The sequence below is a fragment of the Streptomyces sp. NBC_00996 genome (assembly GCF_045162675.1).
Taxonomy (GTDB): Bacteria; Actinomycetota; Actinomycetes; order Streptomycetales; family Streptomycetaceae; genus Streptomyces.
Genome location: NZ_CP108723.1, coordinates 4,353,396 through 4,370,792, shown reverse-complemented (window position 1 = coordinate 4,370,792; position 17,397 = coordinate 4,353,396). Strand labels below are relative to the sequence as shown.

The window sequence follows — 17,397 nt, the reverse complement described above, 5'->3', positions numbered from 1 at the left end:
GCGTGGGGCGGCAGGAGGAGTCGGGCGAGCCGGGGATGCCGGCCGTACGCCATCCGGCCCCCTGGAGTCGGCCGATCGGTGACGGGACGCCGATCGGCGGCGGGGCCGCGGGGTGTGGCCGGCTACGCGGTGGGTCGCCCCATCGCCCGGTAGGTCCACCCGGCCCGGCGCCACACCTCCGGGTCGAGGGCGTTGCGTCCGTCCAGGAGCACCCGGACCGAGGCCGCCTCGCCGAGCAACTCCGGGTCCAGCTCACGGAACTCGCGCCACTCGGTCAGGTGCAGGACGACGTCGGCGCCACGCACGGCCTCGACGGCGGAGTCGGCGTACCCGAGCGTCGGGAACAGGCGCCGCGCGTTCGCCATGCCCTTCGGGTCGTAGACGGTGACCTGGCCGCCCTGGAGGTGGATCTGTCCGGCGACGTTCAGCGCAGGCGAGTCCCGTACGTCGTCCGAGTCCGGCTTGAAGGTCGCGCCGAGCACGGCGACCCGCTTGCCGAGGAAGGAGCCGCCGCCGAGCGCCTCGCGGGCCATCTCCACCATCTGGCCGCGGCGCCGCATGTTGATGGAGTCGATCTCGCGCAGGAAGGTGAGCGCCTGGTCGGCACCGAGCTCACCGGCGCGGGCCATGAAGGCACGGATGTCCTTGGGCAGACACCCGCCACCGAACCCGATCCCGGCACGCAGGAACTTCTTCCCGATCCGCTCGTCGTGCCCGATGGCCTCGGCGAGCTTGGCGACATCGCCGCCGGCGGCCTCGCACACCTCGGCCATGGCGTTGATGAAGGAGATCTTGGTGGCGAGGAAGGAGTTCGCGGAGGTCTTCACCAGCTCGGCGGTCGGGAAGTCGGTCACCACGAACGGCGAGCCCTCGGCGACCGGTGTCGTGTACACCTCGCGCAGCAGCTTCTCGGCGCGTTCGCTGCGCACGCCCACGACGATCCGGTCGGGGTGCAGCGTGTCGTTCACGGCGAAGCCCTCGCGCAGGAACTCCGGGTTCCAGGCGAGCTCGGCGTCCTCTCCGGCGGGCGAGAGCTCGACGAGCGTCCTGGCCAGCCGGTCCGCCGAGCCGACGGGCACGGTGGACTTGCCGACGACGAGGGCGGGCCCGGTCAGATGCGGCGCGAGCGACTCGAAGGCCGAATCGACGTACGACATGTCACAGGCGTACTCGCCGTGCTTCTGCGGCGTATTCACGCAGACGAAGTGGACGTCGCCGAATTCCCCGACCTCGGCCCAGTCCATGGTGAACCGAAGCCGCCCGGTGGACCCCTCGATCCCCGCCACATGTTTGCGCAGCAGCTCCTCGAGCCCGGGCTCGTACATCGGGACTTCGCCCCGCTGGAGCATCTCGATCTTTTCGGGGACGACGTCGAGCCCCAGCACCTCGAAACCGAGCTTGGCCATGGCGGCGGCGTGCGTGGCGCCGAGATAGCCGGTTCCGATCACGGTGATCTTGAGGGCCATGGGTGCTCCAGATAATCAGGTGTCGGCGCGTCAGCGCCGTCGTTGAGGGGTGGTGGTCGGGTGACGGGTGGGCTTACGGGCCGTGGGTGCGGTGCCCGAGCATAGTCGGGGCCTGCGGGGCGACCTCACCGGACAGATCTCGCCGTGTCTTTCCGGTGCTTTTCCCTTTGTCGCCAAGCTCACGTATCACTCGGGTGGGCGGGCCCCTAAAATTTGGGTTACTTAACGGTAGTTAGCGCCACCATCACAGCATCCTTGGAGCGTGAGAGACCTTGGCCGGATCGGCTGATTTCGACCTGTACCGCCCGTCCGAGGAGCACGACATGCTCCGGGACGCGATCCGTTCGCTGGCCGAGGCGAAAATCGCGCCGTACGCCGCAGCGGTGGACGAGGAAGCCCGTTTCCCCCAGGAGGCCCTGGACGCCCTGGTCTCCTCCGACCTGCACGCGGTGCACGTACCGGAGACCTACGGCGGCGCGGGCGCCGACGCACTGGCCACGGTGATCGTGATCGAGGAGGTGGCGCGGGTCTGCGCGTCCTCCTCCCTGATTCCCGCGGTGAACAAGCTGGGCTCGCTCCCCGTGATCCTCTCGGGCTCCGAGGACCTGAAGAAGAAGTACATGACGCCCCTGGCCAAGGGTGAGGGGATGTTCTCGTACTGCCTCTCCGAGCCGGACGCGGGCTCCGACGCGGCGGGCATGAAGACGAAGGCGGTCCGCGACGGCGACTCCTACGTCCTGAACGGCGTGAAGCGCTGGATCACCAACGCGGGCGTGTCCGAGTACTACACGGTCATGGCCGTGACGGACCCGACGAAGCGCTCGAAGGGCATCTCGGCCTTCGTCGTGGAGAAGTCGGACGAGGGTGTCTCCTTCGGTGCCCCGGAGAAGAAGCTCGGCATCAAGGGCAGCCCCACGCGCGAGGTCTACCTGGACAACGTCCGCATCCCCGCGGACCGCATGATCGGCGAGGAGGGCACGGGCTTCGCCACCGCGATGAAGACCCTGGACCACACCCGCATCACGATCGCCGCCCAGGCGCTGGGCATCGCGCAGGGCGCCCTCGACTACGCCAAGGGCTACGTCCAGGAGCGCAAGCAGTTCGGCAAGCCGATCGCCGACTTCCAGGGCATCCAGTTCATGCTCGCCGACATGGCGATGAAGATCGAGGCCGCCCGCCAGCTGACGTACGCGGCGGCTGCCAAGTCCGAGCGCGGCGACGCCGACCTCACCTTCCAGGGCGCGGCGGCCAAGTGCTTCGCCTCGGACGTGGCCATGGAGGTCACGACGGACGCGGTCCAGCTCCTCGGCGGCTACGGCTACACCCGCGACTACCCGGTCGAGCGCATGATGCGCGACGCCAAGATCACCCAGATTTATGAGGGCACGAACCAAGTTCAGCGCATAGTGATGGCCCGCAACCTCCCGTAACGCACCACGCAGGCAAGGCACTTGAGGGGCACTCTCCGGAGTGCTCCTTTCCCTTGTCCGTCCCGTGGCAACGAGACGACGGGGCGGATCAGTCCTTCGTCCCCCACACCCACGGGAAGCCGAAACCGTACGCGCGGTCCATCAGCTCCTGGACCGAACTGCGTCGCGTGCCGGTGTACCAGCGGACCTCGCGGCGGACCGTGAGCCCGCCCGGCCCGGGCGACGCCAGCGCGATGGCGCAGCCCGTGGCACCGTCGGGGGAGTCGTCCAGGGCGATGCGGAAGCCGCCGGCCGGAGCGGTGACCGTGGCCGTGGCGCCCAGACGCCGGAAATCCACCGCACCCTCGTACACATAGACGTAGAAGAGCAGCTGCCGGAAGTGCTCGCGCCGGTCCAGGTTGACCCGGAGCGTCTCCCCGTCGGACAAGGCCCCGGTGCGGTCGTCCTGGTCGAGCTCCACATACGGCCACTGCGACAGTGAACCGAAGGCATTGCCCAAGGGCTGCACGGCCACGCCCGAGCCGTCCGCGCAGGCGACCAGGCAGCCGAGGTCGAGGTCGGCCTCGGTCGCCGCCGACCAGTTGAGGTTCACCTGAAGAACGCCGCGCCCCGCGATGCTGGCCTGCGGCACCGTCCTGGTCAGCACGGTGTCCGAGTGCGCGGACGGCGGCCGCATCTCGCGGGCGGCAGCGCGCTCCGGGCCGGCCGTGGGCTTCAGGCGGATGGTGCCGCGCGGACGATTGTCGTTGCTCAACTGCGCCCCCTTGCACTGCCGTTCGGGAGAGCGGCGGGTGCCGGGAGTTTATGCGCGGTGCGGCGATTCTGGAGTACTCTCTGTGCCTTCGGTCTCACGTCTGGTGCGTGTGAACCGGCGGGGGCACGGGGGCACTTGCTACGGGTGGGGATCCAAGGGTGTCGTCAACACACCCCCGCGTCCGTCGTGTTGTGGGGGTGGGCATGCCGACAGGCGCCCTGTTGGACCGTCATATGGTCGCTCAGAGCATCAACGATCTGGCGGATCGGCCGGCGCTCGGGACCCGGAAGGAAGAGCTGACCGCCCTCGCGGACGCGCTCCGGGACCAGGACGCCGGCGCGCTCGAACCGTGGTCCGAACTCGATCTGCTCGCCGCCTACGCTCGTCCGGAGAGTCTCCGGGCGACCAGGGACCAGGGCGCGGAGCACAAGGCCTGGTCCTATGCCGAAGCGGTGCTCGGCGCACTGGTCTTCGTACCGCTGATGCTCACCTGGTACGGCCTGACCCGGGCGTCGAGCGCGTACGGAGCGCTGACCGGCGCGGATCCGAAGGCTGCCGGCCGGCCCTTCCTGCAACTGTGGCAGTCCGGCTTCGAGGGGCATCTCACCGGCGCGTTCACCTTCGGTCACGTGGCGATGAGCGCCACCGTCGCCATCGCGGTGCTGTTCACCCTGGTCCTCGTGCACGGGCTGCGACGGTCCGCCGTCACGCGCAGGGAAGAGGAGGCCGAGCGCACCGCCGAGGAACTGATGGCGGTGCTCGTACCGGCGCTGACCCGCGCTCAACTGGTGCTGAACCAGCAGCGGCTCAGCTCTCCCCAGCGCTTCGCCGCCGAGCTCACCGGGGCCGCCACGACCCTCAACCGGCTGGGCAACAAGGCCGTCCGGGTCCAGAAGGACCTGACCACGGCCGCCTCGGTCGTCGGCGGGGCGGTGGAGGCCGCCGAGCGCCGGCTGGCCGGGGTGGACACGTCCATCAAGCCGCTGGAGGTGGCGGCGGGCCGCATCGAGGCCGCGGTCAGCGACGGCGGAGCGCAGGTCCGCAAGGCGCTCGACGACGTCCGTGACGCCAGCGGTGAGGTACGGCTCGCCGTGGAGGGCGCCGGTGACCGCGTCGAGGACTCGGTCACCGTGCTGGCCGCGTCCCAGCGCGCCTACACCACGGGCATCGAGGTGGCCTCGGATGTGTCCGTCCAGCTGCTCGGCAAGCTCGGCGACGTGGTGGAGGACACGGCCCGCGCGGTCGAGGGGTCCCAGCAGGCGGTCCGTGAACTGAGCGCCCAGACAGGGGCGTTGCGCGCGGCGGCCGAGGAGTTCTCGCGGCTCGCCGACGCACTGCGGGTGGACCCGGTGGAGCGGGTGCGACCGGTGGCCGACGCGGCCGACCGGCCGGATCGGGCGGCCGACGAACGGGAGACACCGCAGCTGCCCGAGGCGTCCCTGACCGAGGTTCGATGAAGGGCCGCAGGCTCCAGCCACTGCACCTGGCGGGGTGGCTGTTCGCGGACATGCTGCTCGTCCTCGCGCTGGTGGCCATGGGCGACCAGGGAGACCCGCAGGCCGCGGAGAGGCCCGGCTCCTCGCCCTCCCCCTCGGCCTCGGCGCAGCACAAGAAGCCCCAGCACACAGGCCCGCGGGCCGTTGTCCGCACACCGGTCAAGGTGGCCCTCGACGCGCGGGCCGGGGACAGGGAGGCGATCGTGCGCGGCCTGCGCAAGGCGACGGCACGCTACAAGGGGCGGCAGGCCGCCTTCGTGCTGACCTTCGGACGCCACACCGACCCGGGTGCCGGAGGCCGCTATGCCCACGAGGTCAACTCCCTGCTGGAGAAGGCGCGTCCGGACATGTTCCACGGCGCCACCACACGCGACTTCTGGAAGGGCGGCGCCTCCTCGGGCCACGCCGACATCGAGATCTACTTCTACACGTACTGAGTCACACGGAGGTACGACACCGTGCAGATCCTGCCCTTCTACCTGCTCTGCGACGAGTCCGGGTCGATGATCGGTGAGCCGATCGACGCCATCAACGGCGCGCTACCGGACCTGCACCACGAGATCAGTACCAACCCGACCGTCGCCGACAAGACGCGTTTTTGTCTCATCGGCTTCTCCGACAGCGCCACCGTGCTGCAACCGCTCGTCGACCTCAGCGACATCGACTCGGTACCCGCGCTGGCCGCCGGCGGGCTCACCTCGTACGGCGACGCGTTCCGCACGCTGCTGCGCTGCGTCGAAGCGGATGTGGCCGCGCTCAAGGCGGAGGGCCACGAGGTGTACCGCCCGGTGGTCTTCTTCCTGTCCGACGGCATTCCCACCGACGAACCGGACTGGGAGCAGGCGTACAAGGAACTCACCCAGTCCCGGTTCTGCCCGAAGATCATCGCCTTCGGCATAGGCGAGGCGCAGGAGAGCACGATCGCGCAGGTCGCCAACTTCCGGGCGTTCATGCAGAAGGACTCCTCGGTGTCACCGGCCCAGGCGCTCCGCGAATTCGCGTCCAGCCTCACCCGGTCGATCGTCCGCTCCGCGGGGAGCATCGCGGCGGACGGCGGCAACGGATTCACCCTGGCCATGGACGACACCGTGCCCGGGTTCTCCACCGTCTCCCTCGACAAGCTGTGAGGTCGTGCCGATGGGCCAGGAACAGGGCAGGAGCGCCGAGCACATGAACGCCGGACCGTCCCCTGCCGACCCGCGGCAGCCCGATCCGCTGGACGCGACGTGGCAGAGCGTCGGGCAGTTCTTCGCCGAGCCCCCGGAGCCGACCGCGCCCGCTTCCGGGCCGGAGCCGACCGCGCCCGCCTCCGGGCCGGAGCCGACCGCGCCCGCCTCCGGGCCGGAGCCGACACCGCCACCGGCACCGCCACCGGCACCGCCGACACCGCCACCGGCACCGCCGACACCGCCACCGGCACCGCTGGCGACGCCGTACGAGCCGACCCCGCCGGTGATCTCGTACGAGCCGATACAGCCAGCGGTGCCGTACGAGCCGACCCCGCCGGTGATCTCGTACGAGCCGACCCCGCCGGTGATCTCGTACGAGCCGACACAGCCCGCGACCTCGTACGAGCCGATACAGCCAGCGGTGCCGTACGAGCCGACCCCGCCGGTGATCTCGTACGAGCCGACCCCGCCCGCGATCTCGTACGAGCCGGATCTGTCGGCGATCCCGTACGTCGTCCCCGTACCACCGCACCCCGAGGTCCTCCCGACGCCGGCCGGGCCACAGACTCCGCCGCCCGGCGCCCCCGAGGAGCCCCCCGTGCTCCAGGAAGCCCCGGTCGAGGCCCCGGTCCCGGTCGTGGCCCCGGACCTGGTCCCGGCCCTGGGCGTCCCGCCGTACTCCGGCCCGAAGCCGCCGCTGTATCCGCCCGAACCCCGCGGCGTCCCGGCAGTCCGGCGCGACCCGACGGCGGCGCTGATTCCCGACATGGTGGTGGACGGTGCCGGCTACGGCGCCCTGACGGTGCGGGCGGCCTCCGTACGCGGCGACTCGCACCGCTATCAGAGCGAGCCGCGCCAGGACTCCCTGGCCGTGGTCCGCCTCGGCGCGCCCGGCCCGGACGAGCTGCTGCTGCTCATGGTGGCGGACGGCGTGGGTTCGGCGGCCCGTTCGCACGTCGGCTCGCAGCAGGCCTGCCGGCTCGCCGCGATGCAGCTGGACAGCGCCTCCGCGGAGCTCGCCGAGGCGCTGCGCGAGGGCGACCCCAGCCGGTTCGCCGCGTCGGTGGACGCCGAGGTGGGGCGCGTCGCGACGCTCCTGGCCCACCACGCGCAGGAGCGGGGCGACGACCCCGCCGCATACGCCACCACGCTGCGCGCCCTGCTCGTGCCCCTCGACCCGGAGGTCCGCACCCGCGGATTCCTGGCCGTCGGCGACGGTGGCACCGCCCGGCTGCGCGACGCCGAGTGGGACGTGTCCCTGACGGATCCCGAGCATGGCGGCGACGGGATGATCGACACCCGCACGGCGGCGCTGCCGCACAGCCACCGGGCCCGTGTCTCGCTCCTCGGCCCGGCTCTCCCCGGCGACGTACTGGTCCTGTGCACGGACGGTCTGTCCACGCCGCTGGCGGGGGACGCCGGGATGCGGGACTTCCTGCGTTCCGCATGGGGCACCGGTGCCGTTCCCGCTCCGGCCGACTTCCTCTGGCAGCTGCAGTACCGGGTGAAGTCGTACGACGACGACCGCACCGCGGTCGTCCTCTGGGAGGCCATGCCATGAGCCCGAGCGACGGCGCCGACGTACCGCTCGGCTCGCTCACCCTCGGGACCCGCGTCGGCGACGGCGGTCAGGGCGAGGTGTACGACGTCGACGGCCCGGGTCGACTGCTGTACAAGAGCTACCGCGAGCCGCAGAAGGTCGACGGCGCGGAACTCGCGGCCCTTGTGACGCTCCGTCAGGGTCTCGCCCCCGCCGACCGGGACCGTCTGGACCGGGAGGCAGCGTGGCCGCTGTGCCGGGTCGTGAACGGCGGGCGGGTGACCGGCTTCCTCATGTATCGCGCCCCGGACTCCATGACCTGGCGGACGTCGCGCGGCGAAGCACGGCTGACCGAGCTGTCGTATCTGCTCCGGGCCCCCAAAGCGGCCTGGCATGCCGTTCCGCAGCCGTCTCCGGCCGAGCGGTACGCGCTGGCGGTCGCCGCCGTCGAACTCTTCCAGTGGCTGCACGCGCTGGGACTGGTCGTCGGGGACGTGTCGCAGGCGAACGTGCTGTGGGCCGCGCGACCTGGGCCCGCTCCCTACCTCCTGGACTGCGACGGGGTGCGTCTGGTGGGGCGACCGCCGGTCCTGGAGCAGGCGGACACCCCGGACTGGCACGATCCGCTGGCAGCGCCGGGCGCGGTCACCGTGGACAGCGATCGCTACAAAGTGGCCCTGGTCGTGGGGCGCGTCCTGAGCCAGGACGCCTACGTGGCCCCCGGCAAGCCCCTGCGGCCGCTGTCCGGCGTCCTCGACGACAGACGGGAGAACGCGGTCACGGCGCTGTGGGAACAGGCGGCCGGTCCGCGGGGCAGCAGGCCGCACCTGGCACAGTGGCGTACGGCGTTGGCCGGCCGGGACACGATCAAACTCATCGCCGCCGAACCGGCGCCGAAACCGGCTGTGGACCGCACCAAGTTCGACGGCCCGCGCAGCCGGGGACGGATCAGCCTCCGTGACTGATCCACGGACCGCAGCGGCGCGCCCGAGGCAGGCTGACCCCATGACCGATCCCACGACAGCGGACCTGCCGTCCTTCCCGTACCACCCGGACCCCCTGGCCACCGGCTCGGTGGTCCCCTCGGACACCGAGTGCCTGAGCTGCGGACGCCGACGCGGATACGTCTACGCCGGTCCCGTGTACGCGGTGGCGGACATCGGCCACGAACTCTGCCCGTGGTGCATCGCGGACGGCAGCGCCGCCGAGCGGTACGAAGCCTTCTTCACTGAGGTGGACGGCCAGGTGCCGATGGACGTCGTGCGCGCCGTGGCACAGCGCACGCCCGGCTTCTCCGCCTGGCAACAGGAACGCTGGCTGACCCACTGCGGTGACGCCGCGCTGTTCCTCGGCCGCGCGGGCGTCCCCGAACTGGAGCCCTACCCGGACGCGATGGAGACCCTGCGAGAGGACCTCGGGTCACTCGGTGGCACGGAGGCCTTCCTCGCCGCCCTGAACGCCGAGGGCCAGCCGACGGCCTATCTCTTCCGCTGCCGCCATTGTGAACGACACCTCGCCTACGCGGACTTCACCTGACGGAACCGACGCCCCTCGACGTCGGGACCGGCACCCGTGACGTCGCCGCCGTGGCCCGCCGGTGCCTTGCCGGACGTGGTCACCGGCCGCCCAGCGCGCGCCGCAGGTCCTCCGGTTCGCGGAAGTGGACCGCTTGCATGCCGAGTGCGGCCGCCGCCTCCACGTTCTCCAGGGTGTCGTCCACGAACAGGCACCGTTCGGCGGGGACACCGGCCCGTTCGACGGCGATCTCGAAGATGCGCGGGTCGGGCTTGGCGATGTTGACCCGCGCGCTGCTGACGACGTCGTCGGCGAGGTCCGTCAGCCCCAACACCTCCAGGTCCGCCTCCAGTTGGACGGACGCGTTGGAGACGAGGATCAGGCGGACGTGCTGCGCGCGGGCCCCGCGCAGCAGGGCCACGACCGTTTCGTCGGCGTGAAAGGGGGAGTCGACAAGGGCGTTGGCCAGCTCGAAGGCCGTGACCTCGGGGACGAGCCCGGTCAGTCCGCGCGCGACCGACCACGCCCATTGGGTCGGCGTGATCCGGCCGACCAGCAGCGGCAGCACCGTGTCCGGCGCGAAGGCCACCTTCATGACGGTGCCCTCGGCCAGTCCGGCGGTGCGTTCCAGCGCGGTCACGGGGGCCGGGTCGTAGATCCGGATCACGTTGTCGATGTCGCAGAGCACCGCGGCGAAGGTCGGTCTGCCGGATGCCGGGTGCGGGGAGGGCGTCATGGGGAACACCCTGACACCCGCCCGCGCCCGGTCACCGGCCGGGGCTCACCGATCGGGGCTCACCGATCGGAGTATCGGCGACGGACCCCCCGGAGGGATTTCGGGTCCTTTTGTCGCCTTGGGGGTGTGGCATACGAAGCGGATTGTTGGCATCCGCTCGATGGCGCGGCGCGGCCGAGGGGCGTACCACGGAAGGACACGTACGCGGGGCCCGGCCCGGGCCCCACCACCCCCAGGAGGAGCCATGACCCAGCCCGGAACCATGACCGCGATGACCAAGGAGATGCAGGACTGCGTCGAGGCGTGCATGTCGTGCCACAGCATGTGCGAGGAGACCATGAGCTCCTGCATGCAGATGGGCGGCCAGGCCCAGATGCAGATCATGCGCGCGCTCATGGACTGCTCCGAGATGACCCGCATGTGCGCGGACATGATGATGCGCAGGTCACCCATGTCGCCCGAGATGTGCGCGCTGTGCGCCAAGGCGTGCGAGATGTGCGCCGAGGCGTGTATGTCCATGCCGGACGACCCCCAGATGATGCGCTGCGCCGAGGCCTGTCGCCGCTGCGCGGAGACCTGTCGCACGATGGCGGGCGCACGGATGTGATGCTGCCCGACCCGGCTCGCCCCGTCGAGCGGTGGGCACGACGCAGCCCCCGGAAGAGTTCCGGGGGCTGTGTCGTGTTCCAGGATTGCGGCAGGGGCGTCAGTTGCCGCTCACCGTCACCTTCTCGTCGTTCTTCAACTCGCTCACCAGCGTCTTCACCTTGGCCTTGTCCCAGACGAGGTTGCCGCCGGTGGAGCCGGAGATCGGCATGTTCATGGACTTGCCGTCGCCGCTGGTGACGCCCTTCATCGCCCAGAACATCTCGGCCAGGTCCCACAGGCTCATGTCCTTGTCGACGGTGAGGCTGTCGAGGCCCGCGCCCATGGTCGGGTAGAGCTTGAAGGGGTTCAGGACGGTCGAGGGCGTCGCGACCTGGTGCGCCAGGGCGGACAGGAACTTCTGCTGGTTCTTCGTGCGCTGGAGGTCCGAGGCCGCGAAGGCGTGCCGGGTGCGGACGAACGCGAGGGCTTGCTCGCCGTTGAGGGTCTGCTTGCCCTTCTTGAAGTCCGCGCCGGAGTACTTGTCCTTGAAGCCCTGGTCGAGGTTCATCTCGACGCCGCCGACCGAGTCGACGATCTTCGCGAAGCCGGCGAAGCCGATCTCCACGTAGTGGTCGATGTGCAGACCGGTGTTGTACTCGATGGTGCGCACGAGCAGCGTCGGGCCGTCGAACGCGTAGGCCGCGTTCAGCTTGTTCGCGCCCAGTGGGCCCTTGATCTTGCCGGACTCGGACCCGCGGAACGTGGGAATGGTGACGTTCGAGTCACGCGGCAGTGATATCAGGGTGTCGCCGTTGCCGCCGACGTGCAGGATCATCATCGAGTCCGTGCGCTTGCCCTCGGCGGACCCGGTGTGCAGCTTCTTCTTCTCCTCGGCGGACATGCCGGCGCGGCTGTCGGAACCGACGATCAGGTAGTTCGTGCCTTCGCCCGTCTCGGGGCGGTCGATGACCTTGGAGAGATCCACGTCACGGTGGAGCTTGGAGTCGGCCCAGAAGTAGGTGCCGACGGAGACCACGACCAGCAGTGTGACCAGGGTTATCGCGGTCCACTTGATCCGGCGGCGCCAGTTCGGGCGCGGGCGGTAGTTCTGGTAGTCCGGGTCCGGGTCGTTGTCGTTCGGTACGAAGCCGCCCCGGCCGCCGCCGTAGACCTGGCCGGTGTTGTATCCGCTGTCGTAGCCCTGGCCCTGGCCCTGGCCGTATCCGTCGTCGTACCCCTGCCCGTCGTCGTACGTCGGCTGTTGGGGCACCCCGCGGTACGGCGGCGCGCCCTGGCCCGGACCGGGCGTGGACGGCCCGCGCCGCACCTGCCGCATCACGCGGGCGCTCTCAGGCTGTGCGCCTGCGCTGCCGCGTCCGTAGCGGTTGCCGCCGTTGTTGCGGTTGTCGTCGGACCACGCGTCGGGCCAATCGTTCATGCGGACCAGTGTGCAGGGCCCCACTGTGTGTCTTACAAGAGAGTCAGGAGATCTGGGTCACGCCTGTTGCAGAGCTGATGCAAAGCAGGCCTTGCACGGCCCGGCATATGGTGGACGCCATGACAGACCAGGCCCCCAACCCGGAATCCGATATTCCGGGCAAGCCGACCTCCGCGTCCCGGACCACCCTCAGCCACATCATGACCCACAACGACACCAACCTTCTGGGAACGGTGCACGGTGGAGTGATCATGAAGCTCGTCGACGACGCGGCGGGTGCGGTGGCCGGGCGCCACTCCGGCGGGCCCGCCGTCACCGCCTCCATGGACGAGATGGTCTTCCTGGAACCCGTCCGCGTAGGCGACCTCGTCCATGTGAAGTCTCAGGTCAACTGGACCGGACGTACCTCCATGGAAGTCGGCGTCCGCGTCCTCGCCGAGCGTTGGAACGAGTCCACGCCACCCCAGCAGGTCGGCTCGGCCTATCTCGTCTTCGCCGCCGTCGACGCCGACGGCAAACCCCGTCGCGTCCCGCCGGTCCTCCCGGAGACCGAGCGCGACAAGCGCCGCTACCAGGAGGCGCAGATCCGCCGCACCCACCGGCTGGCCCGCCGCCGCGCGATCATGGACCTGCGCGAGAAGCGTGCGGCGGAAGGTCTCGACGACTGACCGTTCGGAGCGCTCGGGGCCAAGGCTCGGTGCCTTACGGACACATCACCTGATCCCCCGTCGCCGCCCCGAACTCCCCCTGATACGGATCCTCCGCCCGCACCCGCCTGACCTGCTTGAAGTCCGCCCCGGCGGTCACCTTCAGCAGCTGGCCCTGCCCCTTGACCGCGCGCAGCTCCGCGCCGGGCAGCGCAGCCGCGAGGGACTTCGCCGAGCGGTCCCACCGGGGGTCGTAGGAGATGACGGTGCGCGGGACGGTCGTGGCCGACGCGCTGCTGGGCCGGCCCGTCGTACGGAATCCGAGGGCGGACAGTGCGCCGTCGACCCGCTTGCCGAGGCCCGTCGTGGCCGTCCCGTTCTCGACCTGGACCTTGATCTGCTGCGGGGCCACGTCGACGCGCACGGACTTGGGCCGCGCCTTGTGCACCGCGATCGGCTTGTCGTCGCGCAGCGACTGGAACAGCTTCGCCGACTTGGCGGGGTCCCACTTCAGCGTCGAACCGATGCCCTTGACGACGTATGCCATCTGCCCGATCGGCACGGTCGCGAACTCCGACGAGGAGGGCGAGAACTTCCGCATGGCCCGCCCCAGGTCCAGCAGCTCGTCCGTGCCGAACCCCTTGTCCGCGCGGACCGACCCCAGTACGGCCCGGGTCACGTCGCGGAACCTCATCGGGTTCATCAGCACCCCGGATGAGGTGGCCCGCCCGACCAGCGCCGCCAGGAAGCGCTGCTGGCGCTGCATCCGGCCGAGGTCGGAGGCCCCGTCGACATGCCGGGCACGTACGTACTGGAGCGCCTGCCCGCCGCCCAGCAGATGCGAGCCCGCCGCCAGATCGAGACCGGTGTACGAGTCCTTGAGGGGCTTTGCGGTGCAGATCTCCACGCCGCCGAGCACGTCCACCGTCTTCATGAAGCTGGTGAAGTCGACCTCCAGATAGTGGTCGATCTTGACGTGGGTCATGTTCTCGACGGTGCGCACGGTCAGGTTCGGGCCGCCCTCCGCGTACGCCGCGTTGAGCTTGATCGGGTGGGAGCCGTGCCGCGTGCCGGTGGTCTCGTCGGTGTGCGCAGGCGTCTGCGCGTACGAGTCCCGTGGCAGGCTGACGATGCTGGCCCGCTCCCGGTCCTCCGAGATGTGCACGATCATGATCGTGTCGGTGCAGTGGCAGGGAGCTCCGCCCAGCCGGAACTTCCGTCGCTCCGCCTCCGTGATCTTGTCCCGGCCGTCGGTGCCGACCAGCAGCACGTTCATGCCGTGGCCGGCCTCGGGGCGGTTCTTCATGTCCTTGAACGGGTCGACCCGGGCGATGTCCGCGTCCAGGCTGGTGACCACCGCGTGCCCGATGCCCGCCGAGGCGAGGACCACCACGGAGATGGTCGTCACCACCCGCATGGCCCAGCGCGGCTTCTTGCGCCGTACGGGCGGCCGTACGGGGGGCCGCCGCGGGCGGGACGGCTGCTGGTGGCGCTGAGGGCGCGCCGGGGAGCGGGGCGGGCTGGGCAAGGGGACACCTCCGCGTAGGCCGGGCGTGGGGATCCGTGAGCACCGTAGGCCGATACGATCTGCGGCCCGGGCCGTAGGCCGGGCGGCGCGCGCCGGTGTCCCCCGTTCGCGGTAACGTGACGTCCGATGAGCGAGAAGTCTGACGTGCGGCCCCCCGCCGTCTCTGTGATCATGCCCGTCCTCAACGAGGAGCGGCATCTGCGCGGGGCCGTCCAAGCGATCCTGGCGCAGCGGTACGACGGCGAGATGGAGGTGGTGATCGCCATCGGTCCCTCCACGGACCGTACGGAGGAGATCGCCGCCGAACTCGTACGCGAAGATCCGCGCGTGCACACCGTGCCGAACCCGACCGGGCGCACCCCCGCCGCGCTGAACGCCGCGATCAAGGCGTCCCGGCACCCCGTCGTCGTACGCGTCGACGGGCACGGCATGCTGTCGCCCAACTACATAGCGACCGCCGTACGCCTCCTGGAGGAGACCGGCGCGCAGAACGTCGGCGGCATCATGCACGCCGAGGGCGAGAACGACTGGGAGCACGCGGTCGCGGCCGCCATGACCTCGAAGATCGGGGTCGGGAACGCCGCGTTCCACACGGGCGGCGAGGCCGGGCCTGCCGAGACCGTCTACCTCGGGGTCTTCCGGCGCGAAGCCCTGGAGCAGCAGGGCGGCTACAACGAGGAGTTCATCCGCGCCCAGGACTGGGAGCTGAACTTCCGGATCCGGGAGGCGGGCGGACTCATCTGGTTCTCGCCCGAGCTGCGGGTGTCGTACCGGCCACGGCCCTCCGTCAAGGCTCTCGCCAAGCAGTACAAGGACTACGGGCGCTGGCGGCATGTCGTCGCCCGCTACCACGAGGGCTCCATCAACCTGCGCTACCTCGCACCCCCGACCGCGGTCTGCGCGATTGCGGCGGGTGTGGTCGTGGGCGCGGCGCTGACGCCCTGGGGATTCCTGATCCCCGGCGGCTACCTCGCGGCCATCGCGCTCGGCTCACTGCCCGGCGGCAAGGGGCTGCCGCTGAAGGCACGCCTCCAGATCCCCGTCGCCCTCGCCACGATGCACATGTCGTGGGGCCTCGGCTTCCTCACCAGCCCGAAGGCGCTGGCCAGGAAGGTCATCGCGTCCCGGCGTCCGGCGGTACTCAGCGCCAACTGAACGTCCACGCATACGAGTGGGGCCCCTCTCGGAGCCGAGAGGGGCCCCACTCGTATGCCAGGGACTCGTCTGTACGGGCTACCAGGTGTAGTCCGGTATACGGGCTACCAGGTGTAGTCCGGGTCCACGTGCATGCACGCCGACTTGTCCGAGCCGTTGAGGACGTCCGCCGACTTCGGCGTCTTGTCGTCGTCCTCGGGCGCCTTGTACGTGGTGCCGTCCCGCCAGTCGGCGCCGACGACCAGCGTGACCCCGGAGACAGCCGTCGACTTCTTCACCGCGCTCGTCGGAATCCCGAGGGCCTTGGCGACCCGCAGGGCGTCGCCCTCCAGGTCCGCGCTGGGATAGCGGATGACCGTCGTGTCCTCGGCGGTAGCCGTCGTCGTGTCGGCCCTCGCCTGCGTGAAGCCCTTGCCGACGACCAACTGGGTCACGGTGCTCGCGCGTCCGCCGACCGGGGCCAGGGTGGACGTGCGCGTGCCGTTCTGCACGATCACGCCGATCTTGTCGTCCGCGGCGGCCGGGTCGGACGACGTCCTCTCCTTGGCGGCCTTCTTCTTGTCCTTGCCGTCCAGCGCGATGTCCTCGCGGACCAGCCGGAACAGCTTCGCCGCGTCACCCGGCTTGGGCACCACCCGGCCGCTGCTGGTCGACGAGTACTGCCACGGCATCGTCGTCATGGTGATCCGCTTGCTCGGGACCTTCTTCAGCTCCTTGCTCAGGTCGTACAGCTTCGTCACGGACCCGAGGCCCTCGTCGACGGTGAGCGCGCTGGTGGCCGTCTCGGCGAGCTTGCGCAGCTTGTTGGGGCTGCTGAGTGTGGCGTTGTCGCGCAGCTGGCGGACCATCGAGTTCATGTACTGGTGCTGGGCCTTGGTCCGGGCGATGTCGGTGTCGTCCTCGAAGCCGTACCGCGTCCGCAGCCACTGCAGGGCCTGCTTGCCCTTGATGGACGTCGTGCCCTCCTCGAGCTTCAGCCCGGAGCCGTGGCCGGAGGAGGTGTGCGAGTAGATGTTGGCGTCCACGCAGACCGGGACGCCGCCGATGGCATCGGCCATGGACACCACGCCCGCGAAGTCGACCATGACGAAGTGGTCGATGTGGATGTCGGTGAGCTTCTCCCAGGTGGCGACCGTGCAGCCGGGGCCGCCGCGGCCCAGCGAATCGTTGGTGATCGTGGGGAAGGTGCTCGCCGCGTAGGTCTTCCCGGTGTCCGGGTCGGTGCACTTGGGTATCTGCAGCAGCGTGTCGCGCGGCATGCTCACCACCGACATGTTGCTGCGGTCCGCCGAGACGTGCAGCAGCATCTGGACGTCCGCGCGCGGCGCGGTGTTGAAGGTGTCCTTGGCTCCGCCGAGCTTCTGGTTCTCCGCGGAGTCGCGGGCATCCGAACCGATCAGCAGGATGTTCAGCGGGGTCTGACCCGCCGCGTTCGGCTTGGATTCGGCGGCGCGGTCCTTCTCGTCGCCGATGTTCAGGTCCCTCTTTTTGATGTTGGCGTTCAGGTGCTGGTAGTAGAGATAACCGGCACCGGCGGTGCCGAGTATCAGGACCGCCAGGACCGTCGCCGACCAGCGCAGGATGCGGCGTCTGCGACGCGGGCGCCCCCCGCCCCCGTGCCGGCGCCCACCGCCGCCGCCGTGCCGGCCGTGCCCCTGCGGCTTGAGCGGCATGGTGTCGTCGGCCGTACGACGGCCATCGCCGTCGGCCGTCCGAACGGAAGCATCGTCGGTCCGGTGAACCGGATCGCCGTTCTCGTCGTACGGACTGTCGTCCCAGCCCGGTTCACCGGCCCCACCGGCTCGCCGGACGCGTGGTCGTGCTCCCTCCCCACGCACACTGCTTTGCGCCATCTCCCTGCCCCTCCCCACCCTGCGCCTGACAAACGGGTCCGTCGCGCGTCCGAACCGGACGCACCTCACGCCCTGTTAGACG

At 70.3% G+C, this 17,397-nt stretch carries 16 protein-coding genes; 10 read left to right on the top strand and 6 right to left on the bottom strand.

Annotated elements, in window-relative coordinates:
• Positions 1-122: 122 nt before the first annotated feature.
• A complete protein-coding gene (locus OG390_RS20545) occupies positions 123-1,466 on the bottom strand; it encodes a UDP-glucose dehydrogenase family protein (RefSeq protein WP_406169903.1) in 1,344 nt (447 codons plus the stop codon).
• A gap of 272 nt (positions 1,467-1,738) precedes the next feature.
• On the opposite strand from OG390_RS20545, the gene OG390_RS20540 reads away from it, so the two are divergent.
• Positions 1,739-2,896 (top strand): acyl-CoA dehydrogenase, encoded by a 1,158-nt coding sequence (locus OG390_RS20540; RefSeq protein ID WP_406169901.1) that lies wholly within the window; start codon positions 1,739-1,741, stop codon positions 2,894-2,896.
• Positions 2,897-2,984: 88 nt separating this feature from the next.
• Here OG390_RS20540 and OG390_RS20535 read toward each other — a convergent pair whose 3' ends face one another.
• On the bottom strand, positions 2,985-3,650 hold the full coding sequence (locus OG390_RS20535; RefSeq protein WP_406169899.1) for a tellurium resistance protein: 666 nt from the start codon (positions 3,648-3,650) through the stop codon (positions 2,985-2,987).
• Positions 3,651-3,883: 233 nt separating this feature from the next.
• Here OG390_RS20535 and OG390_RS20530 point away from each other — a divergent pair, with 233 nt between their 5' ends.
• Genes OG390_RS20530 through OG390_RS20505 form a run of 6 tightly spaced genes read left to right on the top strand, consistent with a single transcriptional unit; the run spans position 3,884 to position 9,391 of the window.
• Positions 3,884-5,107, top strand: a complete 1,224-nt coding sequence (locus OG390_RS20530; protein WP_406169897.1) for a hypothetical protein — start codon at positions 3,884-3,886, stop codon at positions 5,105-5,107.
• Positions 5,104-5,583 carry a hypothetical protein gene (locus tag OG390_RS20525; RefSeq protein WP_406169895.1) on the top strand — a complete coding sequence of 160 codons (480 nt, stop codon included), beginning with the start codon at positions 5,104-5,106 and terminating at the stop codon, positions 5,581-5,583. Before OG390_RS20530 ends, OG390_RS20525 begins: the two co-directional genes overlap by 4 nt.
• Positions 5,584-5,604: 21 nt before the next feature.
• Complete coding sequence (locus OG390_RS20520) at positions 5,605-6,273, top strand: vWA domain-containing protein (protein ID WP_406169894.1); 669 nt, start codon at positions 5,605-5,607, stop codon at positions 6,271-6,273.
• A gap of 43 nt (positions 6,274-6,316) precedes the next feature.
• A complete protein-coding gene (locus OG390_RS20515) occupies positions 6,317-7,876 on the top strand; it encodes a protein phosphatase 2C domain-containing protein (protein ID WP_406169892.1) in 1,560 nt (519 codons plus the stop codon).
• Complete coding sequence (locus tag OG390_RS20510) at positions 7,873-8,820, top strand: hypothetical protein (RefSeq protein WP_406169890.1); 948 nt, start codon at positions 7,873-7,875, stop codon at positions 8,818-8,820. Before OG390_RS20515 ends, OG390_RS20510 begins: the two co-directional genes overlap by 4 nt.
• A 40-nt stretch (positions 8,821-8,860) precedes the next feature.
• A complete protein-coding gene (locus tag OG390_RS20505; protein WP_406169889.1) occupies positions 8,861-9,391 on the top strand; it encodes a CbrC family protein in 531 nt (176 codons plus the stop codon).
• Between the two features lie 79 nt (positions 9,392-9,470).
• On the opposite strand, the gene OG390_RS20500 is transcribed toward OG390_RS20505, so the two are convergent.
• Positions 9,471-10,106 carry an HAD family hydrolase gene (locus tag OG390_RS20500; RefSeq protein WP_406169887.1) on the bottom strand — a complete coding sequence of 212 codons (636 nt, stop codon included), beginning with the start codon at positions 10,104-10,106 and terminating at the stop codon, positions 9,471-9,473.
• Positions 10,107-10,350: 244 nt separating this feature from the next.
• Here OG390_RS20500 and OG390_RS20495 point away from each other — a divergent pair, with 244 nt between their 5' ends.
• Positions 10,351-10,713 (top strand): four-helix bundle copper-binding protein, encoded by a 363-nt coding sequence (locus OG390_RS20495; protein ID WP_406169885.1) that lies wholly within the window; start codon positions 10,351-10,353, stop codon positions 10,711-10,713.
• A 99-nt stretch (positions 10,714-10,812) separates the two neighbouring features.
• Here OG390_RS20495 and OG390_RS20490 read toward each other — a convergent pair whose 3' ends face one another.
• Positions 10,813-12,132 carry an LCP family protein gene (locus OG390_RS20490; RefSeq protein WP_406169883.1) on the bottom strand — a complete coding sequence of 440 codons (1,320 nt, stop codon included), beginning with the start codon at positions 12,130-12,132 and terminating at the stop codon, positions 10,813-10,815.
• A gap of 119 nt (positions 12,133-12,251) precedes the next feature.
• Here OG390_RS20490 and OG390_RS20485 point away from each other — a divergent pair, with 119 nt between their 5' ends.
• Complete coding sequence (locus OG390_RS20485; protein WP_399087128.1) at positions 12,252-12,800, top strand: acyl-CoA thioesterase; 549 nt, start codon at positions 12,252-12,254, stop codon at positions 12,798-12,800.
• Positions 12,801-12,834: 34 nt separating this feature from the next.
• Here the strand turns inward: OG390_RS20485 and OG390_RS20480 are convergent, their stop codons facing one another.
• Positions 12,835-14,196, bottom strand: a complete 1,362-nt coding sequence (locus OG390_RS20480) for an LCP family protein (RefSeq protein WP_406177765.1) — start codon at positions 14,194-14,196, stop codon at positions 12,835-12,837.
• A gap of 237 nt (positions 14,197-14,433) precedes the next feature.
• On the opposite strand from OG390_RS20480, the gene OG390_RS20475 reads away from it, so the two are divergent.
• Complete coding sequence (locus OG390_RS20475) at positions 14,434-15,462, top strand: glycosyltransferase family 2 protein (RefSeq protein ID WP_406169881.1); 1,029 nt, start codon at positions 14,434-14,436, stop codon at positions 15,460-15,462.
• A gap of 104 nt (positions 15,463-15,566) precedes the next feature.
• Here OG390_RS20475 and OG390_RS20470 read toward each other — a convergent pair whose 3' ends face one another.
• A complete protein-coding gene (locus tag OG390_RS20470; RefSeq protein WP_406169879.1) occupies positions 15,567-17,315 on the bottom strand; it encodes an LCP family protein in 1,749 nt (582 codons plus the stop codon).
• Positions 17,316-17,397 lie beyond the last annotated feature (82 nt).

What these genes read in the sequence shown, in the direction of transcription:
- OG390_RS20545 (WP_406169903.1), bottom strand. Translation starts at nt 1,466, where the DNA reads ATGGCCCTCAAGATCACCGTGATCGGAACCGGCTATCTCGGCGCCACG.
- OG390_RS20530 (WP_406169897.1), top strand. Translation starts at nt 3,884, where the DNA reads ATGGTCGCTCAGAGCATCAACGATCTGGCGGATCGGCCGGCGCTCGGG.
- OG390_RS20525 (WP_406169895.1), top strand. Translation starts at nt 5,104, where the DNA reads ATGAAGGGCCGCAGGCTCCAGCCACTGCACCTGGCGGGGTGGCTGTTC.
- OG390_RS20515 (WP_406169892.1), top strand. Translation starts at nt 6,317, where the DNA reads ATGAACGCCGGACCGTCCCCTGCCGACCCGCGGCAGCCCGATCCGCTG.
- OG390_RS20510 (WP_406169890.1), top strand. Translation starts at nt 7,873, where the DNA reads ATGAGCCCGAGCGACGGCGCCGACGTACCGCTCGGCTCGCTCACCCTC.
- OG390_RS20505 (WP_406169889.1), top strand. Translation starts at nt 8,861, where the DNA reads ATGACCGATCCCACGACAGCGGACCTGCCGTCCTTCCCGTACCACCCG.
- OG390_RS20500 (WP_406169887.1), bottom strand. Translation starts at nt 10,106, where the DNA reads ATGACGCCCTCCCCGCACCCGGCATCCGGCAGACCGACCTTCGCCGCG.
- OG390_RS20495 (WP_406169885.1), top strand. Translation starts at nt 10,351, where the DNA reads ATGACCCAGCCCGGAACCATGACCGCGATGACCAAGGAGATGCAGGAC.
- OG390_RS20490 (WP_406169883.1), bottom strand. Translation starts at nt 12,132, where the DNA reads ATGAACGATTGGCCCGACGCGTGGTCCGACGACAACCGCAACAACGGC.
- OG390_RS20485 (WP_399087128.1), top strand. Translation starts at nt 12,252, where the DNA reads ATGACAGACCAGGCCCCCAACCCGGAATCCGATATTCCGGGCAAGCCG.
- OG390_RS20480 (WP_406177765.1), bottom strand. Translation starts at nt 14,196, where the DNA reads ATGCGGGTGGTGACGACCATCTCCGTGGTGGTCCTCGCCTCGGCGGGC.
- OG390_RS20475 (WP_406169881.1), top strand. Translation starts at nt 14,434, where the DNA reads ATGAGCGAGAAGTCTGACGTGCGGCCCCCCGCCGTCTCTGTGATCATG.
- OG390_RS20470 (WP_406169879.1), bottom strand. Translation starts at nt 17,315, where the DNA reads ATGGCGCAAAGCAGTGTGCGTGGGGAGGGAGCACGACCACGCGTCCGG.